We start from the raw sequence: 12,058 nt of genomic DNA, 5'->3' as shown, positions 1-12,058 counted from the left end.
CTTCGCCTATGTTCAGGTCATCGCAGGACGGCACGGCGTTCCGCCAAAGTCCGCCGGGCGCAGACCGCAAGGTCTGCCTTGCCGCTGCAGACATCCGGATAGGCCGGAAAAGGAGAAGTTTGATGACCGCACTCAAGACCATCGCAATTGGCACGATCGCTGCCGCGCTTGCCACCTCCGTGGCCGGGATCGCACTGGCCGACAGTTTCGGCCCCAAGGGCTGGGGCGGCAAGGGGCACCATGGGGGGCGCGATGGCGGCCGCATGATCGAGATGTTCGATCAGAACAAGGACGGTTCCGTCACCCAGGATGAAGTGAATGCTTCGGTCGCGGAACGTTTCGCAGCTGCGGACGCAGACAAGGGCGGCCGCGTCACTCTGGAAGAATTCAAGGCCTACCGCCTCACCGAAATGCAGCCGATGAAGGTGCGTGCCTTCCAGCGGCTGGACCGGGATGGCGACGGCAAGGTCACCCGTGCCGAATTCGACCGCATCTCTGACCGCATGTTCGCCCGGCTTGACCGGGATGGCGACGGGGAGCTGAAGGCGATGCCGGTGCCGCCGCGCGGCCCTGAGGGCCGTGGTGCCGAGGCCCGTGGCCCCGAAGGCCGAGGGGCTGAAGGCAGGGGTCCCGAAGGCAGGGGTCCCGAAGGCAAGGGCCCTGAAGGGAAAGGCCGCGAGGGCTGGAAGATGGGCGATGGCCCCAAGGGTCCGCATGGCCGTCACGGCATGATGATGATGGAGATGTTCGAGCGCTTCGATGTGAACGGCGATGGCACGGTCACACGCGCCGAGTTCGATGAGGTGCGCGGCCAGCTCTTTGCCCTTGCCGACACGGGCAATGCCGGCAGCTTCGACCTGCAGGGCTTTGATGCGCTGTTCGCCAGCATGGCCGAGCCTCGCCTGGTGCGCATGTTCCAGCGGCTCGACACGGATGGTGACCTTGCCATCACCGCCGAAGAGAACGCGGCACGAACCTCTGATCTCGTGGCCCGCATGGACCGTAACGGAGATGGCGTGCTGACCAAGGCCGACTTCCGCAAGGACGGCAAGGAAGGCCGCAAGGGCCCGCATGGCGAGCACCACGGTGACCGTCATGGCGGCGGCAAAGACAAGGGCCCGCAGGGCCGCCAGGGCTGATCTGCAGGCTCAAACCTGAACAGAATCAGATCTGTCCGTCAAAAGCCGCCAAGCTTCTCCCCCGAACGGCGGGCAGATCTCAGCCGAAGGGCCGCCTCACTGCGGCCCTTCGTGCTTTTGAAGAAAAGCCTCTGACGGCCGCTGCAGCAGCATGCTCCTGCCGCACTCTGCGGCCGCTGTGCGGCAGGCTTCTGCGCGTGATGTTTGCACGTCTAAAAAAGTGGCGAAAACCCGGCGGTTACCCTGACTTTTTCAGGTGTCCGGCTTCACGAAAAAAATCTGCGCCTCATTCAAAAAATCCCTTGAACATGACAGCGAATGAGCGCAAATAACCCTTGCCCAAATTCGCACGTGCCCGTGGTCGTCCATGAATTCCAGTGGCAGTCAGACAAGCCCCACTACGACTCTTGGGGTCTGACAAAACCGGACGGCTTAAAGCAACGACGTAAGAGGGCTTTTTTGGTCTCTGCCGGGTTTCCACATCCCGGGGTTACTGAAGAGGCACTTGTTACTTCATTGCCGGCCGTGCGGAGCGATCCCCGTTCCAAGCCAAGGCATCCCATAAAGGGACAGTGTGCAGCCACCGCTGTGCGCTCGACCGATCGTCACCTCTTGCCGAGCCTCCCTGTCCATACCGGAGGGCTTCGCGGCGAGCGGAAGGACGACCTCGCGCCAAGACTTGATGAACGGGAGAACCCCGATGACCGATCGCATCCGTGAATTCCTCCGCCAGCGCACCGAAGATGGTCCTTGCGTTGTTGTCGACCTTGACGTTGTGCGGTCGAACTACGAGGCTTTTGCCCGTTCGCTGCCCGACACCTCCGTCTTCTATGCGGTGAAGGCAAACCCGGCCCCCGAGATCCTCAGCCTGCTGGCTGAACTCGGCTCTTCCTTCGATTGCGCCTCCGTCGGCGAAATCGAGATGGCTCTGGCTGCCGGTGCCAGCGCAGACCGCATCTCCTATGGCAACACCATCAAGAAGGAGCGCGACATCGCCCGCGCCTTCGAGCTGGGCGTGCGCCTCTATGCCGTCGACTGCGAAGCCGAAGTCGAGAAGATCGTCCGTGCTGCTCCGGGCGTGCGCGTGTTCTGCCGCATCCTGTGCGACGGCGCAGGCGCCGAATGGCCGCTGTCGCGCAAGTTCGGCTGCGCTCCGGAAATGGCTCCGGACGTGCTGGAAGCTGCGCACCGTGCCGGCCTCGAGGCCTATGGCGTGTCCTTCCACGTCGGTTCCCAGCAGGCGAACCTCGGCGCCTGGGACGGCGCGCTGGCAACGGCTGCCGGTGTTTTCCGTGAATGCGCCACCCGTGGCATCTCGCTGAAGATGGTCAACATGGGCGGCGGCTTCCCGGCCCGTTACCTGAAGGATGTCCCGGGCGTTCCGGCCTATGGCAATGCCATCTTCCAGGCTCTGACCGATCACTTCGGCAACAACCTGCCGCAGACGATCATCGAGCCGGGCCGTGGCATGGTGGGCGATGCCGGCCTGATCGAAGCGGAAGTCGTGCTGATTTCCCGCAAGTCGGCTGACGACGCCGTGCGCTGGGTCTATCTGGACATCGGCAAGTTCCATGGCCTCGCCGAGACCATGGACGAGGCGATCCGCTACCCGATCCGCACGCCGCGTGATGGCGATGCCACCGCACCCTGCGTGCTGGCAGGCCCGACCTGCGACAGCGTGGACGTTCTTTACGAAAAGACGCCCTACGAGCTGCCGGTCTCCCTGTCGATCGGCGACAAGGTGCTGATCGAGTCCTGCGGTGCCTATACGACCACCTATTCCACGGTCGGCTTCAACGGCTTCGCCGCTCTCGCATCCTACGTGATCTGAAGGATCAGGTGAGATGATCGAAATCCTGGACGAGGCGCCGGAGCACACCGGCGCCCGTGAGCTGCTGCTCGACCGGGCGTTTGGTCCGGACCGGCATCAGAAAACCTCCGAACGCCTGCGCGAAGGCCGTGTGCCGGCCATCGCCCTGACCGCGCTGGATGAAACCGGTGCGCTCGTGGGCACCCTGCGCCTGTGGCATGTCACGGCCGAAGGCGGCCAGGGCTTGCTGCTGCTCGGACCGCTTGCGGTGGAAGCCACCTGCCGCAGCGAAGGGCTTGGCGCGCGTCTGATGCGTGCCGCCCTCAATCAGGCGTCCATTGCCGGCTTTGGCGGTGTCATGCTGGTGGGCGATCATGCCTACTATGCTAGGTTCGGGTTCTCGCCGGACCTGACCCTTGGCCTTGATCTGCCGGGACCGGTGGAGCGTCACCGCTTCCTCGGCCTCGAGCTGAAGGAAAGCGCACTCGCCGGAGCTTATGGCCTCGTCGAGGCTAGCGGTGCGGAAGATCCGGTCTATGCGCAGATGATGCCTTTCACCGGACTGCGCAGCATCACCTCCCGCGCGGCCTGAATCAAATGCGTGAGCCCTGTGCCTGTGATGGTGCAGGGTTCATGCAACTGCGATGATCTGCCGGATTTCCTCCAGGATCGGAACCGGGATTGCCAGACCTTCGGCGGTGGCTTTCTGCCTTGCCGCGAGGCGGCGGGAGCCGGGCAGGCGCGCGCCGTCTTCAGACTCCACCGTATCCAGCAGGGTATCCATTCTTTCGCCAAACAGGCCGCCGGACACCAGTTCCGGGTCAATGGCAATGATCGTCTGGCCGAGATTGAGCACCGGCCCCTCGGACGCGAAGAGGCTGGGTGCCTCGAAGGCCAGGCTGGCGCCCACCATGGCGGCAGACATCACTTCCACCATCATCGCCAATGCCGCGCCCTTGGCCTCGCCGATCGGGATCATGGTGCCTGCCATGGCTGCGCTGGCATCGGTCGTCGGATTGCCGTCGGGATCAAGCGCCCAGCCTTCGGGAATGGATTTGCCCGCCTTTTCGGCTGCCATGATCTTGCCCTTGGCGACGCGCGAGACAGCCAGATCGATGATGAGCGGCGGGCGGCCCTTGCCGGCGGGGGCGGCGAAGGCGATCGGATTGGTGCCGAACAGCGGCGTCCGCCCGCCCCAGGGCGCGATGGATTTCGGCGCGTTGCCATAGACGAAGGCTGCCAGCCCATGCTCGGCGAGCTTTTCGCAATGCACTCCGGCCTGGCCGAAGTGATGCGAGCGGCGCACGGCTGCCATGGCAATGCCCAGCTTGTGCGCCCGCCCGGGCAGATGCTCGATGACCATGTCAAAGGCGGGATAGGCAAAGCCGTCGCAGGCATCCACCCTGAAGAGGGCTGGGGTTACATCCTTGAGCTTCGGCACCGCATGCCCATCCACCTTGCCGCTGCGCGCTTGCCCTGCATAGGAGGGAACCCGCGACAGGCCGTGCCCGCTCTGGCCATCTGCCTCTGCGGCCACCAGCGCCTGTGCAACGCTTTCGGCCACATCCGGTGCGGTATTGCTGGCTACAAGGGCTGCAACGGCCAGTTCGTGGGCTTCGGCAAGGGTGAGTGTCTCGGTGGCGGACATGGCGGGCTCGCGGCAGGGTGTCTGATATGTCTGCCTAGCATGCGGGAGCTCATCCGGACAAACGTGGTGTCAGGTTTCCTCTCCCGGCAGCGACAGCCTCACCACTGTGACCGGCTGGCTCTTGCCCTTGACCGTCTGCTCGCCGAGCGGTGTTACGACGGGGCGTGATGCGCCCTGCTGCGCTGCAAGGGCACTTGCCACATCGGCCGAGGCAAGGATCACCGCTTCGGCGCCGGGTTCTGCCGTGTGGCCGAGGCTTTCCAGTCTTGCAGCAATGTTCACCGTGTCGCCGATCACCGTGTAGTTCACGCGGCCCGGTGCGCCGATATCCCCGACGATGAGCGGCCCCACATGAAGGCCTGCCCGGATGCGCACGGGTTCAAGGCCCTTTTGCCGCCTCAGGGCATTGTCGGCCTTGAGCGCCCGTTCGATATCGAGTGCTGCAGCGGCTGCGGCTGCGGCGGGATTGTCCATATGATCGGGCGCGCCCCAGAAGGCCATGACGCTGTCGCCGATATATTTGTCGATGGTGCCGCCGTGGCGCTCGACGACACTGCCGATCAGCGTGAGGTGGTGATTGACGAAATCCGCTGTCGCCCTTGCATCCATGCCTTCGCAGATGCTGGTGAAGCCCACTACATCGGTGAAGAGCACGGCAACCTGCCGCTCCTGCGGGGCGGCGCTGCCGCTGCCTTCACGCAGCAGCTTCAGAACGAGGCTGCGGGGCACGTAGCGCGCGAAGGCTGTCAGCGCCGTTGTCATGGCGTTGAAGCCGCTGGCCAGATCCTTCAGCTCCTCGATGCGGCTGGAGGGCAGGGGCTTCAGCCCGGCAATATCAAGCCGCGCGACGGCCCTTGCGCCTGCCGCTGCCCGGCGGATGGGCTGGGCGATGCGGTAGGCCATCACGGCGCTGCCTGCGAGGGCCGCCGCCAGAATGGACAGGGCAATGAGAATGGAGAGGTAAAGCTCTTCCAGCGGCTGCTCCAGAATCGATGCGGGCATGATCGCCCCGGTGATGACCGGCAGCTCGCCGAACTTCGCCGCCGTGCGCTCCAGCACCACGTAGTAGCGGCCATGCTCCTCCGTTTCGCCCTCAAACATGGCGTGAGCTTCGCCCAGGTCAAAGCGCCTCGGATCAACCGGCGTCAGGCTGGCAAGGCGGGCGAGCAGCGGGTCGGGCGCGTCCTCTATGTCCACGAGGTCATTTTCTTCGGACAGGGTGGCGTCCAGCGGGTCAAGATCCGGGTGGGCAAGCAGTTCCTGCTCGCCATGCAGCAGAAACACCTTGAGCTGATCGTCCGACAGGCTGCGTGCAATCCGGGACAGGCCCGAGGAGGGGATGGACACGGCGGTGTAGCCTAGAAAAGCGCCGTCCCGCCTGACGGGAACCACGTAGGACAGCAGCGTTTCCCGGCGCAAGGGATCATACTCCGGCGCAAGCCAGAAGGGCGCGGCCGCCGCTTCGGCCTGCGTCAGGCGGGTCTCCAATTCCGTTGCTGAGGTTTGCGGAATGCGGTGCAGCATCATGCCGCCACCGGCCATCTGGCCGATTTCCAGCGCATCGCCCTGGGCGGCACGGGCTACTGTGATGCGGGTGCCGTCGGGTGCTGCCGCCAGCCCGCCAAAGGCAAGGCGCGCCACATCCTCATCCAGTGCAATGGGGGAGGTGCCCCGCGCAAAGGCGGCGGCTATGAAACCGGCCTGATTGCGCAGAACGTTGATCTTGCTTTCGAATTTCTGCTCGTAGGCATCCATGCCGAGATCGACGAGCCGGCTGCCGAGCCCGGCCACGATCCGCCGGGAGGCCGTGCTTTCCACATAGAGGACGGAAGCTGTGGTGAGAAAGACGAAGGTGCCGATCACGGTGGCGAGCGTGGGCGTGAGGCGCAGGGTAAAGGGCATGGGCTGTCGCTGGCCTTGTCGTTTCATCCGGCGGCAGGGCTGATCCGCACAGATTCGCTGAAGGCTCATCCTAACCCGCATTGGCGGCCTCTGTCCGTTTGCCCCGGAAAGTGGCAAGACGGCACAAAGAAAAACCCCGCCGGGCGAACCGGCGGGGGCAAAACCATCGCTTCAGGGCAGCAACAGATCAGTTGCAGACTTCCTGATGGCCGACCACCACATACTGGCCGATATAGGTGTCCCAGCGCTGCACCGGGCTCAGGTAGCAGCGGACCGGCGGGGGAGGCGGCGGCGCGTAATAGACCGGACCGCCATAGACCACCGGCGGCGGCGGAGGCGGCGGGGCGTAATAGGCCGGAGGAGCGTCGATATAGTCCGGGCCGCTGTTGGCCATGGCCGTGCCCAAAAGCGCGCCGGCGGCAAGGCCGACGACAGCACCGGCAGCCAGAGCACCGTTGCGCCCGTCCCGAGCCTCGGCAGAGCCCGTGGCGGCGCCCAGCGTCAGCGCACCGGCCATCACCAGCGCCAGCGCGGTGGCCCCGGCTTTGCGGGAGAGAGCCGAGAAATTCATGTTCGATACAGTCATCATGACTTCGTCTCCGAAGGAACCGGCCCCACCGCCTCATGCCCATCCTCAAGAGGGCGAAACAGGGGCACCGGACCAAGCTCAAATTATCTGAACCCGGATCGCGGCGAAGTGATGGCAATCACAGGGGGATGTGGTTTTGCCCCGGGCTTATGCCACCCTGCGGAAGGAGAAGGTGCGGCCATCGGCGGAGGACACCAGCCCCATGCGCAGAAGCGAGGCCAGAACGGCCTGCACGGCGGGCAGGCACTTGCGGCCTTGCCTGAATGCGGTTGCAATGGCCTCCGCATCCAGCGCGGTTTCGGCGGCCATCAGCTGATGCAATACGGCAGGGGTCTGGTCGCGCTCGTCTGTGGGGAAGGCGGGCTTCGGGCCGGATGCAGGCTTCACCGTTGCCTCGCCAAGATCAGCCTCCAGCTGCTCTGCCTTTTCCTTCTCGGAGCCGAAGCGCGGGATCTGGTAATCAGGCCGCAGCCAGCGCACCTTGCCGCGCTTCTCCTCCTTCGCCCGCTCCTTGTTGAGCGCGGCAAGACGGGCAAGAACCTCTTCCTCGGGCAGATCGACCGGCCAGCCATAGGCCTCCGCCACCGCGGCATCGAGCTTCTCGTGCAACTCTTTCAGGATCAGCACCAGACCATCATCGAAGATGCGGCGTTCCTTTTCGTTCAGCTCATCCGGCTTCGCGCCCGCCTTCAGCCGTTCCAGCACGTTGTAAAGGCCGGTCAGCGTGAGATGCGGATGATCCTCCAGCACCCGCTTGCGATGGGCATCCAGCTCTTCGGCGATGGCGCCGATGGTTTGCTTTTGGGTGTCGGTTGCTTCGGGGAATGGGAAGGGGTCGAAGGTTCGCGTCTTGGTGTAGACGGAGTCGTTGCCGACACCCAGCCAGCCGCCGGTTCTGAGTGACCAGAGCACATGAATACGTGAACTGAGGATGCCGAGAATTGACGTGTCTTCCGAGGCGATGATTACCGCCTTGTCCACACAGACAATGCTGGACTCTAGGAGCTGGAATACCCTGTGTCGAGCAGTGTCTACTGTGGCGATGTAGGACTTGAGCCCAGCAATTGCTGGGCGGAGTTCGCGCCGTGGTTCTCCGAAAAGCCACCAGTTATCCCGATACGAAGCACGGTTATTTGTGTCTCTGACGGGCTTCACGAAAGTGAGGAGGTGCTGATAAACTGCAGGAAAGCGAGATCTAACCTCATCTTTCGTCAGGCCGAACAAATCTATCACGAGTTCCCCACGCGCCCGATATGCAATGTCACGGCCATTTCTATACGGCCTAATGTAATTTTCCATCTCAGGAATGACACCAAGGCCAAGATGCCCGGCAATAGCAGGCGAGACAATAAATCCGTCTCCGTGGAGCTTAACACCATCGTGGCCAAGCCCTAAGTTCGCCTTTAATTCCACAGCCGTCGTCACATCTACGCCAACCGTCAGATCCGCATTGATCTTGCCTTGCTTCTCCTCGAACAAAATCACCGGGCTATCGGTCTCCACCGCCTCTTCCGCCGTCACTTCCAGCAGGCGGCCATCCTGCTTTCCGGCCTCTGCCACCGTCATGGCAATGCGCACGGCAGCACTATCGCGCGTCACCTTGGTCCACGGGTGGTCAGGAATGGCCATGACCAGGGACAGCGGCTTCTTGGCGCTGAGATAGGGCTCCATGACCCGGCGCTGAAACACCTGGCTGATGGAATTGGTGGTGACGAAACCGAAGCGCTTCAGGGCACTTTTCGGTTTGAGCAGAATTTCTGCGGACCGGTCCCACCAGTACATGACGAAATCGGCGCTTTCGTTCATGTGTTTGTGCGCCTTCCACAGCGCCTCGGCATAGCCGCTGCCCATGCGGGCGCGGATATCCTTGCCGCCGACAAAGGGCGGGTTGCCGACGATGTAATCGGCCTTTGGCCACTCGGGGCGGCGCGGGTTGGGATAGGTCTCCTTGCCCTCCACCACCTTCGGCAGGGGATAGCCATCCCACACCAGCACGGCATCCATATTCTGGATGTTCCTGAACGCCTTCAGGATAGGTTCGGACGGGGCAATTCCGCGATTGCGGAAGTGCCATTGCAGATGGCCGATCCACAGCACCAGCTCGGCAATGGCCGCCGCACGCGGGTTGACTTCCAGCCCCAGGAACTGGTGCGGGTCCACCGTGTGGCTTTCCAGCGCCAGCCCTTCCTGTCCGCCAAGGTTGGCGAGTGCTTCCAGCACCTCGCCTTCCAGACGCTTCATCAGCTCCAGCGAGACATAAAGAAAGTTGCCGGTGCCGCAGGCCGGATCAAGAACGCGGGTTTCGCAGAGCTTGTCGTGGAAGGCCTGCACGGTCTTGATGGCTGCATCCGCCTTGCCTTCCGCCTTTTGCCGGTCCGCCGTCGAGCGGGCGTTGTCCCATTCGGCCCGCAGCGGGTCGATTACCGTGGCAATGACGAGGCGTTCCACATAGGCGCGAGGCGTGTAATGTGCGCCCAGCTTGCGCCGCTCGTCCGGGTTGAGCGCCTGTTCCAGGAACGTGCCGAAAATGGCCGGTTCCACGTCCTTCCAGTCATGGCTGGCTGCGGCAGCAAGCTCTCCGATCTCTTCCCGTGCCAGATTGAAGGCGCGGCGGTTCTTGAAGAACTGGCCGTTGAACTGCTTCACCTTCTCGCGGATCGTCGCCGTGAAGCCGCCTGTGTCCATGGCGGTCCACAAATCCTGCATCATGCCGGGGAAGATCTCCGGTTTCTGGGCGCAGTCCTTCAGCAGCTCCCTGAAACTGTCTTTCGGCAGCAGTTCCACATCCTCAGCGAACATGGTGAACAGCACGCGCATGAGGAACATGGCCACTTCTTCGGGCGGATAGTCCGCCTTTTCGAGGGCCTGGCTGACCTTGGCAATGCGTACCGCGATTTCCCGTGTCACCTTCGCGGCGTGGCGCGATGGATCGAGCGACATGGGATCGGTCCAGATTGCCTGCAGCTGCTGGCGCACCTTCTCCTGCCGCAGGTCTTCCAGATAGATGCGGAAGCTGCGCCGGTCCGGGAACTGGTCGTAGGCTTTGCCATCGCGGCGGAAGTTGGCGTAGATCTCGATGCAGTGGCCCACATCACAGACCAGCACAAATGGGGGCGGCTCGTGAGAGGCAGGCAGCAGGCGGACATAGTTTTCCGCCTGAGAGCGGGCGTTCATCATCAGAACGTCCCAGCTGCGGTTGGCGCTGGCCCGGCGGCCTCGGGGCGCAGATTCGATGCCGGGAAGCTGCGGAGCATCGGGCAGTTTCTTGTCGCCCGAGAGACGGCTCTGCTTTGCCTCCAGAACAAAGCAGTCGCGCTTGTAAAGGTCGATGCGCTTCTGTGACGAGGAGCCATCCCGTGCCGTTTCCCTGACGGCGCGCTCGAACACGTAGTCATTCTGCTCGTGTGCGGCAGACGCCGGATCAGGATGCGGCAAGCCCAGCAGATCGCAAAGTTCGGTCAGAAACAGTGCATAGTTCGCCCGTTCCTGTCCGCCTTCCTGCCCCTGCCAGCGGCTGATGAAGCTTTCGACTTTTGATTGCACGCTGAATCAACTCCCGTTTGCCTCAAAGTTCTAGCGGCCCAAGTGCGCCGCGCCAAGAGCTCTGCCCCTCTTTCATGCTTGGCGGGGGGCGGGGTGGGGGGGTAAAGGTTGGGGTGCGGGCGGGGGTGAGTCTTCTGCCGCTGATTTTTTTCGTGCCGGGCCGGGCGGATGCATGTCCGCCAGGCCTGATGCTTTGGACGGGGCAGGAGGTGCTTTTCGATGAAGCCGACAAACCTGGTGTTCACCGGGCTTGAGACCACGATTTTCGAGACCATGTCCCGCCTTGCCAACGAGCATGGGGCGGTCAATCTCGGGCAGGGTTTTCCGGATGTGGACGGTCCGGAGGATGTGCGGCGCGTGGCCGCCGAGGCTTTCATTTCCGGCCCCAACCAGTATCCGCCCATGCTGGGCCTGCCGGAACTGCGGCAGGCGGTGGCGGACACTGCCAGCCGCTTCTACGGTCTCGACGTGGACTGGAAGAGCGAGGTCATGGTCACCTCCGGCGCGACTGAGGCGCTGGCGGACTGCCTGCTGGCGCTGATGGAGCCGGGCGACGAGGTGATCCTGATCGAGCCGCTTTATGATTGCTATCTGCCGATGGTGCGGCGCACGGGCGGCATTCCGGTGCGCGTGCGGGTGACACCGCCGACCTGGAGCCTCGACCTTGAAGCGCTGGAAAAGGCCTTCACCGAAAACACCAAGGCCATCCTCATCAACAATCCGATGAACCCGGCCGGCAAGGTATTTACCGAGGCGGAGCTGGCCCGCATCGCCGAGCTTTGCGTGGAGCATGACGTCTTCGCCATCTGCGACGAGGTCTATGAGCACCTGCTGTTCGACGGGGTGAAGCACCGCCCGCTGATGAGCTTTCCGGGCATGCGCGAGCGCACGGTGCGGATCGGCTCTGCCGGCAAGACCTTCTCCTTCACCGGCTGGAAGGTGGGCTATGTCACGGGCGCGGCCAAGCTGCTCGATCCCATCGCCAAGGCGCATCAATATGTCACCTTCACCACGCCGCCGGGGCTGCAGAAGGCCGTGGCCTATGGGCTGCAGAAGGATGACAGCTATTTCACCGGTCTTGCCGCCGAACTGCAGGCCAAGCGCGACTTCTTTGCCGCTGGTCTGTCCGAACTCGGTTTTGGCGTGCTGCCGTGTGAGGGAACGTATTTCCTCACCTGCGATGTGGCGCCGCTGGGTCTCAAGGGCACGGATGTGGACATCTGCCGCCGTATGGTGACGGAAGCGGGCGTTGCGGCAGTGCCGGTGTCTGCCTTCTACATCACCGATGCGCCGCCCAATTACGTGCGCTTCTGCTTCTGCAAGCGTGATGAGGTGCTGAGCGAGGCGCTGGACAGGCTGCGGGCCTGGCTGCTGCCGATGAAGGCTGCGAGCAACGGCTGACAGGCCGCAAACGGAAATCCTTGAGG

8 protein-coding genes are annotated in these 12,058 nt (G+C 63.4%); 4 read left to right on the top strand and 4 right to left on the bottom strand.

The window, feature by feature from the left end; all coding sequences use genetic code 11:
• The first annotated feature begins 122 nt into the window (after positions 1 to 122).
• The 3 genes from H163_RS0102070 to H163_RS0102060 all read left to right on the top strand — a co-directional run bounded on the left by H163_RS0102070 (position 123) and on the right by H163_RS0102060 (position 3,541).
• Positions 123 to 1,139, top strand: a complete 1,017-nt coding sequence (locus H163_RS0102070) for an EF-hand domain-containing protein (RefSeq protein ID WP_019962882.1) — start codon at positions 123 to 125, stop codon at positions 1,137 to 1,139.
• A gap of 700 nt (positions 1,140 to 1,839) precedes the next feature.
• Complete coding sequence (locus tag H163_RS0102065; protein ID WP_019962881.1) at positions 1,840 to 2,970, top strand: type III PLP-dependent enzyme; 1,131 nt, start codon at positions 1,840 to 1,842, stop codon at positions 2,968 to 2,970.
• A gap of 13 nt (positions 2,971 to 2,983) precedes the next feature.
• Positions 2,984 to 3,541: a GNAT family N-acetyltransferase gene (locus H163_RS0102060; RefSeq protein ID WP_019962880.1), complete on the top strand. Its 558-nt coding sequence runs from the start codon at positions 2,984 to 2,986 to the stop codon at positions 3,539 to 3,541.
• Between the two features lie 39 nt (positions 3,542 to 3,580).
• On the opposite strand, the gene H163_RS0102055 is transcribed toward H163_RS0102060, so the two are convergent.
• The 4 genes from H163_RS0102055 to H163_RS0102040 form a co-directional block, all read right to left on the bottom strand.
• On the bottom strand, positions 3,581 to 4,597 hold the full coding sequence (locus H163_RS0102055; RefSeq protein WP_019962879.1) for an Ldh family oxidoreductase: 1,017 nt from the start codon (positions 4,595 to 4,597) through the stop codon (positions 3,581 to 3,583).
• Positions 4,598 to 4,666: 69 nt separating this feature from the next.
• A complete protein-coding gene (locus H163_RS0102050) occupies positions 4,667 to 6,499 on the bottom strand; it encodes an adenylate/guanylate cyclase domain-containing protein (protein WP_019962878.1) in 1,833 nt (610 codons plus the stop codon).
• 187 nt (positions 6,500 to 6,686) lie between these two features.
• Complete coding sequence (locus H163_RS22005) at positions 6,687 to 7,088, bottom strand: hypothetical protein (protein WP_208975327.1); 402 nt, start codon at positions 7,086 to 7,088, stop codon at positions 6,687 to 6,689.
• A 147-nt stretch (positions 7,089 to 7,235) separates the two neighbouring features.
• Positions 7,236 to 10,631 carry a class I SAM-dependent DNA methyltransferase gene (locus tag H163_RS0102040; protein WP_019962876.1) on the bottom strand — a complete coding sequence of 1,132 codons (3,396 nt, stop codon included), beginning with the start codon at positions 10,629 to 10,631 and terminating at the stop codon, positions 7,236 to 7,238.
• A 219-nt stretch (positions 10,632 to 10,850) separates the two neighbouring features.
• On the opposite strand from H163_RS0102040, the gene H163_RS0102035 reads away from it, so the two are divergent.
• Positions 10,851 to 12,032, top strand: a complete 1,182-nt coding sequence (locus tag H163_RS0102035; RefSeq protein ID WP_019962875.1) for an aminotransferase — start codon at positions 10,851 to 10,853, stop codon at positions 12,030 to 12,032.
• Positions 12,033 to 12,058: the final 26 nt, after the last annotated feature.

The organism is Pannonibacter phragmitetus DSM 14782 (genome assembly GCF_000382365.1).
Classification (GTDB): domain Bacteria; phylum Pseudomonadota; class Alphaproteobacteria; order Rhizobiales; family Stappiaceae; genus Pannonibacter; species Pannonibacter phragmitetus.
This window is presented reverse-complemented; position numbering and strand designations above follow the sequence as displayed.